We start from the raw sequence: 16,953 nt of genomic DNA, 5'->3' as shown, positions 1-16,953 counted from the left end.
ACGTCGCACGATGCGTTTTACTCGAACGAACCGATGCGCTTCAGGCTGCTGAAGTTCATCCAGATGAAGAAGGCACGGCCGACGATATTCGCGTCAGGCACGAAGCCCCAGTAGCGGCTGTCCGCGCTGTTGTCGCGGTTGTCGCCCATCATGAAGTAATGACCCGCGGGCACCTTGCAGATCACCCCGCGCGCGTTGTACTGGCAGTTGTCGCGATACGGATAGTCATCCGCGCCCACGACGAACGGCGGCACTGCGGGGTTGTTCAGGATGTTGTTGGTGCGGCCGTTGCCGAGATCTTCGGTGAACTGCTTCGCGTAGCCAATGCGCTCTTCGTCGAAGTAATCGGCTTGCGGCGTTTCAGGCACCGGCCGGCCGTTGATCGTGAGCTGCTTGTCCTGATACGCGACCACGTCGCCCGGCAGGCCGATCACACGCTTGATGTAATCGACCGACTCGTCCTTCGGATAGCGGAACACCACCACGTCGCCACGTTCGAGCGGACGGCCCGAGGTGACCTTCGTGTTGGTGATCGGCAGGCGAATGCCGTAGTCGAACTTGTTCACGAGGATGAAGTCGCCCACCAGCAGCGTCGGCACCATCGAGCCCGACGGAATCTTGAACGGCTCCACGACGAACGAGCGCACGAGGAACACGACCAGGATGACCGGGAAGAAGCTCGCCGTGTATTCGAGCCACCACGGCTGGCGCAGCTTTTCGTTACGCAGGTTCTGACGCGTGACGGGCGCATTCTCGTCGGCGAAACGCTCGCCCACGCGTTGCTGCTGCCGGTCGAACTCGGCAACGGCCGCATCGGCGGCGAGGCGCCGGCGCGGCATGAAAACCAGCTTGTCTGCAACCCACGCGATGCCCGTCAAGATGACGAGCACAAAAAGGATCAGCGCAAAATTCATGTAGTGGTCCGTTGTTCGGGCTTATTTGTCTTCGACGCGCAGGATCGCAAGGAAGGCCTCCTGCGGAATTTCCACGGAGCCAACCTGCTTCATCCGCTTCTTGCCTTCCTTCTGCTTCTCGAGGAGCTTCTTCTTACGCGAGATGTCGCCGCCGTAACACTTGGCGAGCACGTTCTTGCGCAGTGCCTTGATGTTCTCACGCGCAATGATGTGCGCGCCGATCGCGGCCTGAATCGCCACGTCGTACATCTGGCGCGGAATGATCTCGCGCATCTTCGCCGCGACTTCGCGGCCGCGATACTGCGACTGCGAACGGTGCACGATGATGGACAGCGCATCGACCTTCTCGGCGTTGATCAGCATGTCCACCTTCACGACGTCCGACGTGCGGTATTCCTTGAACTCGTAGTCCATCGACGCGTAGCCGCGCGAGACCGACTTCAGGCGATCGAAGAAGTCGAGCACGATTTCCGCCATCGGGATTTCGTACGTGAGCTGCACCTGACGGCCGTGGTACTGCATGTTGATCTGGCTGCCGCGCTTCTGCGTACAGAGCGTGATCACCGAACCCACATAGTCCTGCGGCATGTACAGATTCACCGTGACGATAGGCTCGCGGATTTCGCCGATCTTCGAGGGCTCCGGCATCTTCGCCGGGTTCTCGACCTTGATCAGCGTGCCGTCCGCCTGCACGACCTCGTACACCACGGTCGGGGCCGTGGTGATGAGGTCCATGTCGAATTCGCGCTCCAGACGCTCCTGCACGATTTCCATGTGCAGCAGGCCGAGGAAGCCGCAGCGGAAGCCAAAGCCCAGCGCCTGCGAAACTTCCGGCTCGTACTGCAGCGACGCATCGTTGAGCTTGAGCTTTTCGAGCGATTCGCGCAGCGCGTCGTACTGGTTTGCCTCGACCGGGTAGAGACCCGCGAACACCTGCGGCTTGACTTCCTTGAAGCCCGGCAGCGGCTCGGCCGCCGGCCGGTTCACGAGCGTGACGGTGTCGCCCACCTTGGTGGCGGCGAGTTCCTTGATGCCCGCGATGATGAAGCCCACCTGCCCTGCCGACAGCGACTCCAGGTCGCGCGACTTCGGCGAGAACACGCCGACGTGCTCGACCGGATACTGCGCGCCGGTGGCCATCAGCTTGATCTTGTCCTTCGGACGCAGCGTGCCGTTGACGATACGCACGAGCATGACCACGCCGACGTAGTTGTCGAACCACGAGTCGATGATGAGCGCCTGCAGCGGCGCGTCCGGATCGCCCTTGGGCGGCGGCACCTTCGCGATGAGCGATTCGAGCACGTCTTCCACGCCGAGGCCGGTCTTCGCACTGCAGTGCGTGGCGTCGGTCGCGTCGATGCCGATCACGTCCTCGATTTCGGCGATGGCGTTCTCGGGGTTCGCGGCGGGCAGGTCGATCTTGTTGAGCACCGGCACCACTTCGACGCCGAGCTCGATCGCCGTGTAGCAGTTCGCCACGGTCTGCGCCTCGACGCCCTGGCTGGCGTCGACCACGAGCAGCGCGCCTTCGCAAGCCGACAGCGAGCGGCTGACTTCATAGGAGAAGTCGACGTGGCCCGGCGTGTCGATCAGGTTCAGGTTGTAGACCTTGCCGTCTCGTGCCTTGTACGAGAGCGCCGCGGTCTGCGCCTTGATGGTGATGCCGCGCTCGCGCTCGAGATCCATCGAGTCGAGCACCTGCGATTCCATTTCGCGGTCGGACAGGCCACCGCACAGCTGGATGATGCGATCGGCGAGCGTCGACTTGCCATGGTCGATGTGCGCAATGATCGAGAAGTTACGAATATGATCCATTCAGTACCGATCAAGCGAAAAAGGCGCGCCCCAACGACAAGCTGGGCACGCCTCGTAAACAGATGAAAAACCGAACTATTTTAGCCGAAAAGGGGTGCCAGGGGCGAACCCTGCGGTGAAGTCCTGCAGGTGTCGTGCCAAGGTAGAGTCCTGGTGGCTAAATTGACGAGGGATAAAGGGCCTTCGTCAGGTTCCGCTCGGCGGCTTTTTCGGCACATAAGGCGCGTCGGCGCTCAGTCCCAGCGTGGCGCGCACGCGCGCCTCGTCCAACCGGTATCGGCAGAGTTCGATACCGTCACATACCAGCACCGGCACGAGTTCGTCGTAACGGGCGACGAGTTCGGGGTCCGAATCGACATCGATCACGTCAAGACGCGCACCCGCCGCGACCGCGAGCGGTTCGAGCGCTTCGCGCATGTCTTCGCACAGATGGCACCACGCCCGGCCGTACAGGACCAGATGCGCGCTCGCGCGCGCCACCGCGCGAGGCTGGGTGGCGGTCGAGGTACGCATGGGCGTGGTGGGCATGGTGCTGGCTCGTTCGTCGCTGGCTGGCGTTTGCTTATTTCTGGCCGGCGCCACGCGGGCGGATCGGCACGAACTGCGTATTGTCGCCCCGGCGCACCAGAATAGCGACCATCTTCTGCGAATCCAGGTGCGAGGTGACGTCCTGGAAGTGCTTCGCGTTCGTGATATCGGTGTCGCCCACCCGCAGAATGATGTCGCCCTTTTGCAAACCGGCGCGCGCGGCTGGCCCATCCACCGAGTCGACCACCACGCCGCCCTTGATCTTGAGCTGGCCCAGTTGATCGGCCGGAATGTCCGTCACCGACAGGCCCAGGGCGTTCGCCGGTCGCGGCTTCGGCTCCGGCGCCTTCTTCTGGTCGGCCTTCGCGCCCTTGTCCGCCTGCATTTCGGCGATCGTGATCGGCAGATCGCGCGTCTGGCCCTTGCGCCACACCGTCACGGTCGCTTTGGTGCCGGGCTTGGTGTCGCCCACCATGCGCGGCAGATCGGTCGCGGTGTCCACGGACTGACCGTTGAACTTCAGGATGATGTCGCCCGGCTGAATGCCCGCCTTCTCGGCCGGGCCGCCCGGCTCGACGCTCGACACCAGCGCGCCCTGTGCCTTGGGCAGACCGAGCGAATCGGCCACGTCCTTGGTGACCTCGCCGATCGCCACGGCAATCCGGCCGCGCGTGACCTTGCCGGTCGTCTTGAGCTGATCCGCCACGCGCATCGCCTCGTCGATCGGAATCGCGAACGAGATGCCCATGAAACCGCCCGTGCGGCTGTAGATCTGCGAGTTGATGCCGATCACCTCGCCCTGCATGTTGATGAGCGGGCCGCCCGAGTTACCGGGATTCACGGCCACGTCGGTCTGGATGAAGGGCAGATAGTCGCCGGTATCGCGCCCCTTGGCGCTCACGATGCCCGCGGTCACGGTGTTTTCGAGGCCGAATGGCGAGCCGATCGCCACGACCCATTCGCCCACGCGCACCTTGTTCGAATCGCCGACGTTCACGGCCGGCAGGTTGCTCGCCTGAATCTTGACCACGGCCACGTCCGTACGGTCGTCGACGCCGATCAATTTGGCCTTGAATTCGCGCTTGTCGGTGAGCGTGACGTAGATGCTGTCCGCGTCGTCCACGACGTGCGCGTTGGTCATCACGTAGCCGTCGCTCGTCATGATGAAGCCCGAGCCGACGCCGGTGTTCTGTTCGCTGTCGCTGCCGCCGTCCGGGCCGGAGTCCTGACCGCCCTGACTGCCGCCCTGGCCGCCACCGCGCGGCGACTGGCCACCGCCTTGCCCTTGCCCCTGTCCTTGACCCGGACCTTGCGGCAACGGAATGCCGAAGAAACGCCGGAAAAATTCCGACATGTCGCCGTTATCCATCCCGGGCGGCAAGCTCCCGCTCTGCGAGAGCGTCACGCGCGTGGTGGTGCGGATATTGACCACCGACGGACCCACCTTGTCGACGAGATCGGTGAAGTCCGGCAAATTGGCGGCAGGCGCCGCCGATGCCACGTGCGGGGCGAACGGCAGGCACACCGCCACCACCGCGGCCGCGAAGAATTTGCGCAGCGGGAGGATCGTCATATCGTATTCGGCCGAAGGAGTTACTTGGGAGCCTTGTATTCTATGGCAGACGCGAATTGCTGCAACGTGGCCTGAGGCACTTCGCCGAGCAACGTGATCCAGTAATCGCCGCTGCGCTTCACCAGCACATGGGTCGCGCCATTGCTGCCCGCGCCTTCCTTGCGGCTGTTGTGCTCGACCGGTTCGACGAACACCGACACCGCCGACAGGCCATCCGAGAATACAGCCTGATCGACCGGGATCGGCGGCTCGTTGGCGTCGCGCGCGGCCATCGGACGGCGCAGTTCGCGGATTTTGACGAAGCCCGGCGCGGTCTGCCCGAAGGTCCAGCCCTGCGCTTCCATATCGACGCTTTGCAGCGGCGGACGCACCACGGTCCAGCCGGCGGTGTTACGCATGCCGGCGGCGATCGGCGCCTTGTCCACCGGCACGCCGATGCTGACCTGCGTGAACGACAGTTGCTGCAGCACCTGGCCATTCGACGGATCGAGCGTCTGCGAGCGCAGCAGCAGGCCCGTCTTCGCATCCGCCCACAGTTTGTAGGCGAAACGGTAAGCGTCCTTGGGATCGAGTTCGATGACCTGACTGTCGATACCGGCCACGCGGTCGGAACCGAGCATCTTCGGGTCATAGACGGACAGCACCTGGTCGCCGCTCGTGGCGAGCAGCGCGGGGAACGCGTCCTTGTTCTGGCGTTTTTCGACGACGCAGAGCTTGCGCTCCGGCACGAACGTGTAGAGATCGTCGTTGTGACGCAGCATCTTGCGCGGCTTGCCGTCGAGACTTTCGAGCTGCTCGAACTCGCCGTCGCTCTTCGTCGCGTAATGCGTAATGCGCGACGACTGCACGAAATTGCCGCGCTGATAGACAAAGGTGCCGATGTAATTCTGCTGCTGGGCGGCCTGCTGGATGCGGTCGAGCCACTGTGCGGCGCTCTGGCGCGTGGCGGGATCGGCAATAGAAACCGAAGACGCGCCTTGTGCATGCGCACGCGTGGCGGCAGACAGAGCGGTGAACATTACGGCTGCACAGCACAGCAATGCCGGCAACCGCCCCCAGAATGTATTGTTATTCAACCGCAATGTCTGCATCAGACTCACTGGCCTTGCGTGGTAAGGGCGGCAGAGCGGATCAGCGGCATCGAATCCGACATGACCGGCTGCTGCGCGAACTGCTGGTGCGCTTCGAGATAGGCGTCCAGTTGTGCGTCGCGGATGATATTGCCATCCTGAACGGCGGCCGTTTGCACGGGCACGGTGTTCATGGCCACGCGCTGGACGTTGTCGCCGGCGGGCTGGAGCGCGGCGATCTGCGAGCCGCCGGCCATGCCGACGCCGCGCATCTGCGGCACCACGATCCACGTCAGCGTGGCGGCCGCAGCGGCGATGGCCAGCGACGGCACGACACGGTGGCGCAGCGACAGAATACGCGCGACGCGACCGTTATGCGTGCCCGCAGCGGTAGCCGCCGCGACGGCGGCAGGCGCCAGCACATGCGGCTCCGCGTCGAAACGTGCGGCAAAACCGGCCATGAACGACTGGCTTGCGGCCTGACTCATCGCCAGGTCGTCCGAGCGCAGCGCGTCGCCGATCAAGTGATACGCCGACCAGGCCTTGCGGTCCTCGTCGTCGAATCCGGAAAAAATAGCGTTCAGATGCGCCTGCGTGTCCGCCTCAGTTGCAAATTCAGCGGCGAATTCGCCGTCGACGAAGGCGGACAGACGCTCGCCGTGCGAGCTTGACACCGATTGCATCGAAACCGACCCCATGATGCTCCCCATTTTCTTACAGAGCCCCGCAGTGACACACTCACTCTAATGACTTGCGTCCGTGCCCGGCGCGAGCGTGGCTTTTTACCAGCGCTTGCCTTCCGGTGTGTCCAGCAACGGACGCAATTTTGCCGCAATGGCTTCGCGAGCGCGGAAAATTCGCGATCTGACGGTGCCGATCGGGCAACCCATCATTTCCGCGATTTCCTCGTAGCTCAAACCTTCAATTTCCCGAAGAGTAATGGCGGTGCGCAGCTCTTCCGGTAGAACCGCCATTGCAGCATTGACCGTCTGGGCGATCTGCTTGCTCATCAACATCGACTCGGGCGTGTTGATATCCCTTAGTTGATCGGCGTCCGAGAAAGTTTCAGCTTCTTCTGCATCGGCTTCCGTCGAAGTGGGGGCGCGTCTTCCCTGGGTCGCAAGGTAGTTCTTCGCCGTATTGACCGCAATACGGTACAACCACGTATAGAAAGCGGATTCGCCACGGAACTGCGGCAGTGCCCGGTACGCCTTGATAAAGGCGTCCTGGGCCACGTCCTCGACCTCCGCGGGGTCCCGCACGAGGCGCGAGATCAGGCGGATGATCTTGCGGTGGTACTTGGAGACCAGCAGTTCGAACGCGGCCTTGTCACCTTTTTGCACGCGCTCGACCAGCACCTGGTCAATTTCTTTTTCGCTCACCTGAAAAGTCCGTTAGCTCATGAAGTGGACGCGGGGCCTCATTGTAGCGTCACCGCCACGGCGCCACGTTACGCGCGTTACAGCGGTTACAGTCTTTACAGCCGACCGCCGGAGGTGGAACTGAGCTAAGTGGGGACGCTATCGCCAACCGCAAGAGCCGGCAGGATCAGGAAGGAAAAGCGCGGAGAAAAACGGGGCTGTTCAGCGCCCGGACGCGCTGCGCGCGGCGACCGCGAGCAGGCGAAACGACTCGGCATCGACCGAATCGGCGGCAATGAGGATGTTGCGGCTACGCCCGCTCGCCTCGACAACGAGCGAAAGCCAAGCCCCGCCCCATTGCGCTGCCCCGCTCAGGCGGCCATCCACGAGACGGGTTCCCGAGCGGGAAAACGCCGCGAAGCGATCGATCCCGATTTCGATGAAAGCCGGTTGCGCGCGGCGCCAGGCCGCGAAAGCCAGACCGCCCGCGGCACCGGCGGCGAATGCCGGCGGCAACGCCCGCCAGACGCCGAACCACGGTGCAAGCGTGGAATAGAGCGCCAGCGAGGCGATCGAGATACTCGCAAGAAGCAAGGCCTGTAGCGTCCAGGACGCACGCAAGGCGATACGCGGCGCATGCACGCGCCGCGTAGGAGAAAGAGAGTCGCGACCGGCCGGCGAATAAAGCTGCGCCGGCACGGCCGCGGTGTCGCCCGGAGCGATCACGTTAGCCCCGATAAAGGCTTAGGCGTGACGCTTGAAGACGAGCGTGCCGTTCGTGCCACCGAAACCGAACGAGTTCTTCAGCGCGACATCGATCTTCATGTCCCGCGCGGTGTTCGCGCAGTAGTCCAGGTCGCAAGCCGGATCCTGGTTGAAGATGTTGATGGTCGGCGGCGAGATCTGGTTGTGCACGGCCAGCACCGTGAACACCGACTCCAGGCCGCCCGCGCCACCCAGCAGGTGGCCCGTCATCGACTTGGTCGAGTTCACGACGATGTTCTTCGCGTGGTCGCCGAACGCGCGCTTGATCGCCGTGGTTTCCGCAAGGTCGCCGAGCGGCGTGGAGGTGCCGTGGGCGCTCAGCCAGTTCACTTCGTTGGCGTTGATGCCCGCGTTCTTCAGCGCCGCCAGCATGCAGCGGCGTGCGCCGTCGCCGTCTTCCAGCGGAGCGGTCATGTGATAAGCATCACCGCTCATGCCGTAGCCGCCGATTTCCGCGTAGATCTTCGCGCCGCGCGCCTTCGCGTGTTCGTACTCTTCGAGCACCATCACGCCTGCGCCCTCGCCCAGCACGAAACCGTCGCGGTCCTTGTCCCACGGACGGCTCGCCGTCGCCGGATCGTCGTTGCGCTGCGAAAGCGCACGCGCCGCCGCGAAGCCGCCGATACCGAGCGGCGACACGGTCGATTCCGCGCCGCCCGCGATCATCACATCGCAGTCGCCGTATTCGATCAGACGCGACGCTTCGCCGATGCAGTGCAAACCGGTCGTACATGCCGTGACCATCGACAGGTTCGGGCCCTTCAGGCCGAACTTGATCGACAGATGGCCGGAGATCATGTTGATGATCGAGGCCGGCACGAAGAACGGCGAGATGCGGCGCGGGCCTCGGTTGAGCAGTTCGGTTTGCGTGACTTCGATCATCGGCAGACCGCCGATGCCCGAGCCGACGTTCACGCCGATGCGTTCCGCGTTCGCTTCAGTGACTTCGAGGCCGCTATCCTTGAGCGCCTGCATACCGGCTGCGATGCCGAAATGGATGAACGTATCCATATGGCGCGCTTCTTTCGCCGGCATGTAGTCTTCGACGTTGAAGCCCTTCACTTCCCCGGCAAAGCGGGTCGAAAAGTTCGTCGCATCGAACTTCGTGATGTTGGCGATGCCGGACTTCCCGGCGACCAGATTGGCCCAGCCGTCGGCAACATTATTGCCAACAGGCGAAATCAGCCCCAGGCCTGTAACAACAACTCGACGGCGGCTCACGGGTAACCCCTTTTCCATAGATGACAAAAACAAAAGCCACAGAGGCCACAGGAAATGCTCCTGTGAGCCCTGTGGCTAGTTGACCGGCAGATGCCCCGCAACGAGTGCGGCGGCCGTACGCGGTTTCACGGGCGAGCGTCCTCGCGGGCCGTCAATACTACTCGCGCGCAAACTGCGCGCCGGCCCCGACAGGAAGAAGGCGTATCAGGCCTTGACGTTCGCGCGAGCGTAGTCGATCGCTTGCTGGACCGTCGTGATCTTCTCGGCTTCCTCGTCCGGGATTTCCATGCCGAATTCGTCTTCGAGGGCCATCACCAGTTCGACGGTGTCGAGCGAGTCTGCACCCAGATCGTTCACGAACGAAGCTTCGGTCTTGATTTCAGCTTCGGCGACGCCCAGTTGTTCGGCGACGATCTTCTTGACGCGCTGTTCGATGTTGTCCATTACCCCTCCAAGGGAAAAAAGTTAGCTCATGAATGCGAGTGCGCGCATTTTATCAGGTTTGACCTGGCAGAAAAGCAGCGCAGCGCGGTTCCGGAAACGGCTGTCCGCGACCGCGTCCCACGGATGAATTCGCCGGACGCTTCAAGGCGCGGATAGTACCTGAATCCGGTTAAGACATATACATGCCGCCGTTCACGTGCAGCGTCGTGCCCGTGATATAGCCCGCCTGCGGCGAAGCCAGGAAAGCCACCGCGTGAGCGATGTCCTCCGGGCTGCCCAGACGTCCCAGCGGAATCTGCTGCTTGAGCGCGGCTTGCTGCTCGGCGGGCAGATCCTTGGTCATGTCGGTATCGATGAAGCCCGGCGCCACGCAGTTCACCGTGATGCCGCGGCTGCCGATCTCGCGTGCGAGCGCGCGCGTCATGCCCGCGACGCCGGCCTTGGCCGCCGCGTAGTTGGCCTGGCCCGGGTTGCCCGACGAGCCGACCACCGACGTGATGTTGATGATGCGGCCGCCCTTGGCCTTCATCATCGGGCGCAGCACGGCGCGCGACAGACGGAACACCGACTTCAGGTTGGTGTCGATCACCGCGTCCCACTCGTCGTCCTTCATGCGCATCGCCAGGTTGTCCTGCGTGATGCCCGCATTGTTGACGAGGATCGCGAGTGCGCCAAATTCTTTGACCGTTGCGTCGATGAGCGCTTCTGCCGCAGCGGCATCATTGACGTTGAGGACCGCGCCGCGACCCTTCACGCCTGCTTCCTCAAACGCTGCCGTGATGGCCTGCGCGCCCGCTTCGCTGGTCGCCGTGCCGATCACCGTCGCGCCCTGACGCGCCAGTTCGAGGGCGATTGCACGGCCGATGCCGCGCGTGGCGCCGGTCACGATCGCGGCTTGATTGTCGAGAGTCTTTTCCATCGTTCGAATCCGTTGCGAGTTATGCGCGAGTTAAGCGTTGAGGAGCGCAAGCGTCTCTTCGAGCGACTTCGGATCGAGCACCGAGGCGCCGACCAGATTGCCGTCGATGCGCTTCGTCAGGCCCGCGAGGACCTTGCCCGGACCGCATTCGACCACGTGCGTCGCGCCCTGAGCCGCGATCGCCTTCACGCATTCGACCCAGCGCACCGGACCGGCGGCCTGACGCACGAGCGCATCGCGGATCTTCGCGGGATCGGTTTCGAAGGCCACGTCCACGTTGTTGACGACCGGGATGACCGGCGCGTTCAGCGTGACGCTCGCGAGGTACTCGCGCAGCTGGTCCGATGCGGGCTTGAGCAGCGACGAGTGGAACGGCGCCGAGACCGGCAGCGACAGCGCGCGCTTGGCGCCCTTCGCCTTGGCGACTTCGCAGGCCTTCTCGACCGCGGCCTTGTGGCCTGCGATCACGACCTGCGCCGGGGCGTTGAAATTGACGGCTTCGACCACGCCGCCGCTCTGAGCGGCCGCTTCGGCGCAGACCGCGCGCACGGTGTCGTCGTCGAGACCGAGCACGGCGGCCATGCCGCCCTCGCCGACCGGCACGGCGTTCTGCATCGCCTGGGCGCGAAAACGCACGAGCGGCACGGCGTCGCGGAACGCGAGCACGCCTGCGGCGACGAGCGCCGTGTATTCGCCGAGGCTATGGCCCGCGACGATCGCCGGAGCCGGGCCGCCTGCCTGCTGCCACGCGCGATAGACGGCGTAAGCGGCGGTCAGCATGACCGGCTGCGTGTTGGTGGTGAGATTGAGCTCTTCCGCCGGACCTTCGGCGATCAGCTTGCCGATGTCCTGGCCCAGCGCGTCGGACGCTTCCTGCAGCGTCTCGCGCACGATGGCGTTGTCGGCGAAGGCGTCGAGCATGCCGACGGCCTGCGAGCCCTGGCCCGGAAAAACGAATGCGAATTTCATGGCTTCCTCAAAATTCGGTCAAAACGGATGGGCGATGCGCTCGAATGAACCGCCGCGGGCCGATTGCGCGCCAACTTGCCATCGAGGCAAGTGCGAGCGGCCGGCGAGGCGGGAGCGCGAAAGCCCGCTCGGAAATCAGTAGCGGATGATGGAAGCACCCCAGGTGAAACCACCGCCCACGCCTTCGATCAGCACGTTCTGGCCGCGCTTGATGCGGCCGTCGCGCACGGCGACGTCCAGGGCGAGCGGAATCGATGCCGCCGAGGTATTGCCGTGCTCGCCCACCGTGACCACCATGCGCTCGGCGGGCAGGCCGAGCTTGCGGCAGGTGCCCTGCATGATGCGGATGTTGGCCTGGTGCGGAATCAGCCAGTCGATCTGGTCGGCCGTGAGCTGCGCCTTGTCGAGCGCCTCGTGCGCGACCTTCTCCAGCACGTTGACGGCGAGCTTGAACACCGCCGGGCCGTCCATGTACAGGAACGCGTTGCCCGCGATCACACCGCCGTTCACGTGGCCCGGCGTGCACAGGATGTGCGCGTAGCTGCCGTCCGCGTGCAGCGCGCTCGCGAGCACGCCCGGCTGCTCCGAAGCCTGCATCACGATGGCGCCCGCGCCGTCGCCGAACAGCACGCAGGTCGTGCGGTCCTTGAAATCGAGAATGCGCGAGAAGGTTTCCGCGCCCACCACCAGCGCCGTGCGGTGCTGGCCGCTGCGGATCAGGCTGTCGGCCACCGAAACGGCGTACGCGAAGCCCGAGCACACGGCCTGCACGTCGAACGCCGCGCCGTGATTGCGGATGCCGAGCTTGTTCTGCAGCAGGCAGGCGGTGCTCGGAAACACGAAATCGGGCGTCGAGGTGGCGACGATGATGAGGTCGATGGCCTGCGGATCGACGTCGGCGGCGGCGATGGCACGCTGCGACGCGGCAAGCGCGAGATCGCTCGTGGTGACGTCCGGCGCCGCGAAGTGACGCGCATGGATGCCCGTGCGGGCGACGATCCACTCGTCGCTCGTCTCGACGCCCTGGGCGGCGAGGCGCTCGGCCAGATCCTGGTTGGTGACGCGCTCAGGCGGAAGGAAGCTGCCCGTGCCGAGCACGCGCGAATAGAGAGTCGGTTGAGCCATTATGCCTTCGAGGATGATGCCTTCGAGGTGGGTGTCGCGGCGGGCGGGACGGGTTGGGCGGCGTCTGCCGCCTGACCTGGTGCACTCGCGGTTGCGCTCGCGGCCGGGCTGTCGGGAGTCGACACGGCAGCGCTCTGGCTGCCGGCCGCCGGCTCGATTGAACCGGCGTTGTCTTCCATGGCGCGGGTGAGACGCTCCAGCACGCCATTTTTGACGGCATCATACCCGCGATTGATCGCACACTCAAACGCGTAGGCGTCAGCGGAGCCGTGGCTCTTGATGACGAGGCTTTTCAGGCCGAGCAGCGCCGCGCCGTTGTACTGGCGGTGATCGACGCGCTTCTTGAAGCGCATCAGCACGGGCAAGGCGGCGATCGCCATCAGCTTCGTGAACCACGAGCGGCCGAATTCTTCCTTGATCATGTCGTTGAGCATCTGTGCGAGGCCCTCCGACGTCTTGAGCGCGACATTGCCGACGAAGCCGTCACACACGATCACGTCGACACTACCCTTATAGATGTCGTTGCCTTCGACGTTGCCGCGGAAGTTCAGCGTGCTCGCGCGCAGCAGTTCGCCGGCGCGCTTGATGGTTTCGTTGCCCTTGATGACTTCTTCGCCGATATTCAGGAGCCCGATGGTCGGACGATCCTTGCCTTCGAGCGCGGCGACGAGCGCATGGCCCATCTCGGCGAACTGCAGCAGATGCTGCGGTTCGCAATCGACGTTCGCGCCAAGGTCGAGCATCGTCGTGTAGCCGCGCGGATTGGGCAGCGCAAAGGCGATGGCCGGGCGTTCGATGCCGGGCAGCGTCTTCAGGACGTAGCGCGACACGGCCATCAGCGCGCCGGTGTTGCCAGCCGACACGCAAGCCTGCGCCTCGCCCTCTTTCACGCGATTGAGCGCGACGCGCATGGACGAGTCTTTCTTCTTGCGAAGGGCGACTTCGACCGGATCGTCCATTTCGACGACCTCGGTGGCGGGAACGACGGAAAGTGCGGGGAGGTCCTGCGCCTTGAGCTTCTTGAGCTGGGCGCGGATCGCCGTCTCGATGCCCACGAGTTGCAGATGCGCGTCGGGGTGGGAGCGGACGAAATGGACTGCGGCGGGCACCGTCACCGACGGGCCGTGGTCGCCTCCCATGCAATCTATCGTGAGCGTAACAGTCATGGAATGCGACGAATTTCAGGCACAAAAAAGCGGCAGTTGAATGCCGCCTTTTTTGCCGAGCCGAACAATGGTCAAGCGAACGGAATCGCCATGTGCGGCGTGACCAGATAACCCCGAGGAGCACCCGGGGCCGCTGCGCCGCACGCTGGAACGATTAGTCGTTCTTGGTCTTGACGACTTTCTTGCCGCGGTAGTAGCCGTTCGGGCTGATGTGGTGACGCAGATGCACTTCACCCGTGCTCGGCTCGACAGCCAGCGGCGCGCCCGTGAGGAAATCGTGCGAGCGGTGCATGCCGCGCTTCGACGGCGACTTCTTGTTTTGTTGAACTGCCATGATAACTCCTGAAAATTTTCCGAATTCTAACACAGCCCGATCCGGCCGCCGCCACCCTGGGGGATGGCCGGACTCCGGGCTCAGGCCCACGTATCTGATACTGCTGCCCCTGCGGCCGCCCGATACGTCAGATGACTGACGCTCAGTGCTTGCTGCCGGGACCGTCCTTTTTGAGCGATTCGAGCGCCGCAAAAGGGTTGATGCGCTCTTCCGTCTCGATCTCCTGCTCCGGCACGTCGTCCACGGAATCCACGCCTTCCGCGCCATCGGGACCCGAGGCGAGGCTTTCGTGAATTTCCGGACAGACTTCGTGCTTCGGCACGAGCGGCAAGGCGAGCAACAACTCCTCTTCGATCAAGTCGACGAGATCGAAATGGCGCGAGCCTACGATCACTTCGACTTCATCGTCGTCGAGCGGAAACTCATCCGCCTCTTCTTCCGTCTGGACGATACGGAAGACCGCATCGGCATTGAAGGCCTGCTCATAGGGAGCGAGGCACCGCTGACACGCGAGCCAGGCGCCGCCGTGGATCACGAGCCGCAGATACGGCTGCGGAGCATGGGTGCCGTCATCCTGCAATTCCGGCTGCGTGAAGCCCTCGGCCTGCCAGGTGAACGCGGTGTCGCGATCGGGCGCGTCGGCCGGAACTTCATTCAATATGCGCGGCAACTGTGCGATCCGGACCATGCCGGCGGCATCGCGGGCGCTGCGCGCGAATTCAAAAATATCGATATCGCGTGGGTTGAGCTGTTCGGTCATGTGCGCTCTCCTGCTTCAGACATGTGACCTGCAAGCGATGCAGGCCGGTTGATGTGAACGGCCTGATCCTGCTGCTTGATTCCGCTTGATCCCCACTGCATCGGCTACGTCGCGCACTTGCTCGCTGTACTTCGCTATACGCGTACACTTTGCGCGCGCCGGGTTTCCGTAGCGCTGCGCCTTTGCGTACCCGCCCTTGATCTGCGTTGACAGACGCAAGAGGTGAACGTACCGATGAAAAGCCCAAAATCATATCGCCTTTATCTTTGTGAGTCAAACACTTAAGCTTCTGCCCGCAAGCCGTCATGCGGCCGGCCATGAGGCGAGCGCTTTTTGACAGCACGCGGCGAAATCCGCCCCTGTTTCTAGCGCTTTGATACAGCCTTGCCGGCCACCGCCGCTCAAGTGTTCCCGCCCAGATTCCGCTTAATTTCCGATCATGCTGCCAGATTCCCCGTCCGCACAAACCCAGGGTCGCCCCGCGCTGATCCTCGCGTCCAGCTCGCGCTACCGCCGCGAGCTGCTCGAACGCCTGCGCATTCCATTCAGCACCGCCGTGCCCGCCATCGACGAAACGCCGCGCGCGGGCGAAACGCCCGAAGCCACGGCGCTGCGCCTCGCCGGGGAAAAGGCCCGCGCAGTCGCCGCCGCCCTGCCCGCCGGTGCGGCCCGCACGCTCGTGATCGGCTCCGACCAGGTCGCCACCTTCGACGGCCGCCAGATCGGCAAACCGGGCACGCACGAGCGCGCGCTCGAACAGCTTCAATCGATGCGCGGCCGCGAAGTGTTGTTCCATAGTGCCCTGAGCCTGCTCGACACGTCGACTGGCCAAACGGATAGCGTCGATGTCGTGACGAAGGTGCGTTTTCGCGATCTGCCGGACGCGGCGCTCGACGCCTATCTGCGCGCCGAAGAGCCGTACGACTGCGCAGGCAGCGCCAAATCCGAAGGTCTCGGCATCGCGCTGCTCGAAGCCATCGAATCCGACGATCCCACCGCCCTGATCGGCCTGCCGCTCATCGCGCTCACGCGCATGTTGCTGGCCGCGGGCTATCCGCTGCTGGAGGCGCAATCGTGAGCACGGGCACCCTCTACCTGATCCCGAACACGCTGGGCGACGGCGACGAAGCCGCGCTCGCCTATGTGCTGCCCACGCCGGTGCGCGAACGCGCGGGGACGCTTGCGAGCTATATCGGCGAGAACGCCAAGACCACGCGCGCGTTCCTCAAGCGCGTCGGCACCACGCGGCCGATCCAGGAAATCCAGATCAGCGAGCTGAACGTCAATACGCCCGCCGGCGCGATCGACAAGCTGCTCGCGCCGCTGCTGGCCGGCATCGACACGGGGCTGGTTTCGGAAGCCGGCGTGCCCGCCGTGGCCGATCCCGGCGCGCTGCTGGTGCGCCGCGCGCACGAGCGCGGCATCAAGGTCGTGCCGCTGGTCGGGCCCAGCTCGATCCTGCTCGCACTCATGGCCTCGGGCCTGAACGGCCAGAGCTTCGCGTTCCACGGCTACCTGCCCGTCGACGCGAACGAGCGCACGAAAAAGCTGCGCGAACTCGAACAGACCTCGCGCAAGGCAAAGCAGACGCAAATCTTCATCGAGACGCCGTACCGCAACAAATCGATGCTCGATACGCTGCTCTCCACCTGCGCGCCTTCGACGCTCGTGTGCGTGGCCGCCGACCTCACGCTGCCGACCGAGACGATCCTGAGCCGCGCCGTGTCCGACTGGAAGAAGAAGCCGGGGCCGGACCTGCAAAAACGGCCCGCGATCTTCCTGCTGCTCGCGATCTAAGCAACCGTTGTCGCCAAAATAAAATGGCCGCTGCGCAAAACGCAGCGGCCATTTTTTATCCGCTGACCCGTCCTGAACTAGGTTGACACTTTTCCGACGAATCGAGGAGGTGTCAGGTGGAGCAAGGGATCAAGCGGACGCAACGGGACTACAGCCTGGCTTTTAAGCTGTCGGTCGTCGAGCAGGTCGAAA

At 64.0% G+C, this 16,953-nt stretch carries 18 protein-coding genes; 2 read left to right on the top strand and 16 right to left on the bottom strand.

The genetic code is table 11. The features are described from left to right. Positions 1-17: 17 nt before the first annotated feature. The 16 genes from lepB to B0G62_RS20115 form a co-directional block, all read right to left on the bottom strand. Entirely contained in the window at positions 18-914 is an 897-nt protein-coding gene (gene lepB, locus B0G62_RS20190; RefSeq protein ID WP_103705992.1) for a signal peptidase I, read from the bottom strand. 21 nt (positions 915-935) lie between these two features. Next, positions 936-2,729: a translation elongation factor 4 gene (gene lepA / locus B0G62_RS20185; RefSeq protein WP_103705991.1), complete on the bottom strand. Its 1,794-nt coding sequence runs from the start codon at positions 2,727-2,729 to the stop codon at positions 936-938. 186 nt (positions 2,730-2,915) lie between these two features. Then, positions 2,916-3,242 (bottom strand): glutaredoxin family protein, encoded by a 327-nt coding sequence (locus tag B0G62_RS20180; RefSeq protein ID WP_103706112.1) that lies wholly within the window; start codon positions 3,240-3,242, stop codon positions 2,916-2,918. A 49-nt stretch (positions 3,243-3,291) separates the two neighbouring features. Beyond that, entirely contained in the window at positions 3,292-4,830 is a 1,539-nt protein-coding gene (locus B0G62_RS20175; protein ID WP_103705990.1) for a DegQ family serine endoprotease, read from the bottom strand. A gap of 20 nt (positions 4,831-4,850) precedes the next feature. Next, the gene (locus tag B0G62_RS20170) at positions 4,851-5,921 is read right to left on the bottom strand and encodes a MucB/RseB C-terminal domain-containing protein (RefSeq protein ID WP_103706111.1); all 1,071 of its coding nucleotides are present in this window, start codon (positions 5,919-5,921) and stop codon (positions 4,851-4,853) included. A gap of 5 nt (positions 5,922-5,926) precedes the next feature. Beyond that, complete coding sequence (locus tag B0G62_RS20165) at positions 5,927-6,598, bottom strand: sigma-E factor negative regulatory protein (protein WP_103706110.1); 672 nt, start codon at positions 6,596-6,598, stop codon at positions 5,927-5,929. 84 nt (positions 6,599-6,682) lie between these two features. Further along, the gene (gene rpoE, locus B0G62_RS20160; protein ID WP_027795258.1) at positions 6,683-7,282 is read right to left on the bottom strand and encodes an RNA polymerase sigma factor RpoE; all 600 of its coding nucleotides are present in this window, start codon (positions 7,280-7,282) and stop codon (positions 6,683-6,685) included. 201 nt (positions 7,283-7,483) lie between these two features. Further along, positions 7,484-7,987 (bottom strand): hypothetical protein, encoded by a 504-nt coding sequence (locus B0G62_RS20155; protein ID WP_103705989.1) that lies wholly within the window; start codon positions 7,985-7,987, stop codon positions 7,484-7,486. Between the two features lie 18 nt (positions 7,988-8,005). Further along, positions 8,006-9,247, bottom strand: a complete 1,242-nt coding sequence (gene fabF / locus B0G62_RS20150) for a beta-ketoacyl-ACP synthase II (RefSeq protein ID WP_103705988.1) — start codon at positions 9,245-9,247, stop codon at positions 8,006-8,008. A 204-nt stretch (positions 9,248-9,451) separates the two neighbouring features. Beyond that, positions 9,452-9,691 (bottom strand): acyl carrier protein, encoded by a 240-nt coding sequence (gene acpP, locus B0G62_RS20145; protein ID WP_014897657.1) that lies wholly within the window; start codon positions 9,689-9,691, stop codon positions 9,452-9,454. Between the two features lie 169 nt (positions 9,692-9,860). Continuing rightward, positions 9,861-10,610, bottom strand: a complete 750-nt coding sequence (gene fabG / locus B0G62_RS20140; protein ID WP_103705987.1) for a 3-oxoacyl-ACP reductase FabG — start codon at positions 10,608-10,610, stop codon at positions 9,861-9,863. Positions 10,611-10,640: 30 nt separating this feature from the next. Continuing rightward, complete coding sequence (gene fabD / locus B0G62_RS20135; protein ID WP_103705986.1) at positions 10,641-11,579, bottom strand: ACP S-malonyltransferase; 939 nt, start codon at positions 11,577-11,579, stop codon at positions 10,641-10,643. Between the two features lie 135 nt (positions 11,580-11,714). Further along, the gene (locus B0G62_RS20130; RefSeq protein ID WP_103705985.1) at positions 11,715-12,704 is read right to left on the bottom strand and encodes a beta-ketoacyl-ACP synthase III; all 990 of its coding nucleotides are present in this window, start codon (positions 12,702-12,704) and stop codon (positions 11,715-11,717) included. Continuing rightward, on the bottom strand, positions 12,704-13,870 hold the full coding sequence (gene plsX, locus B0G62_RS20125) for a phosphate acyltransferase PlsX (protein WP_103705984.1): 1,167 nt from the start codon (positions 13,868-13,870) through the stop codon (positions 12,704-12,706). Before plsX ends, B0G62_RS20130 begins: the two co-directional genes overlap by 1 nt. A 154-nt stretch (positions 13,871-14,024) precedes the next feature. Next, entirely contained in the window at positions 14,025-14,204 is a 180-nt protein-coding gene (rpmF, locus tag B0G62_RS20120) for a 50S ribosomal protein L32 (protein ID WP_018441573.1), read from the bottom strand. A gap of 142 nt (positions 14,205-14,346) precedes the next feature. After that, entirely contained in the window at positions 14,347-14,964 is a 618-nt protein-coding gene (locus B0G62_RS20115) for a DUF177 domain-containing protein (protein ID WP_103705983.1), read from the bottom strand. Positions 14,965-15,403: 439 nt separating this feature from the next. On the opposite strand from B0G62_RS20115, the gene B0G62_RS20110 reads away from it, so the two are divergent. Together B0G62_RS20110 and B0G62_RS20105 are read left to right on the top strand one after the other, a co-directional pair. After that, positions 15,404-16,042 (top strand): Maf-like protein, encoded by a 639-nt coding sequence (locus B0G62_RS20110; protein WP_103705982.1) that lies wholly within the window; start codon positions 15,404-15,406, stop codon positions 16,040-16,042. Beyond that, positions 16,039-16,761, top strand: a complete 723-nt coding sequence (locus B0G62_RS20105) for an SAM-dependent methyltransferase (protein WP_103705981.1) — start codon at positions 16,039-16,041, stop codon at positions 16,759-16,761. Before B0G62_RS20110 ends, B0G62_RS20105 begins: the two co-directional genes overlap by 4 nt. Positions 16,762-16,953 lie beyond the last annotated feature (192 nt).

It is taken from the genome of Paraburkholderia eburnea (assembly GCF_002917095.1).
Classification (GTDB): Bacteria; Pseudomonadota; Gammaproteobacteria; order Burkholderiales; family Burkholderiaceae; genus Paraburkholderia; species Paraburkholderia eburnea.
This window is presented reverse-complemented; position numbering and strand designations above follow the sequence as displayed.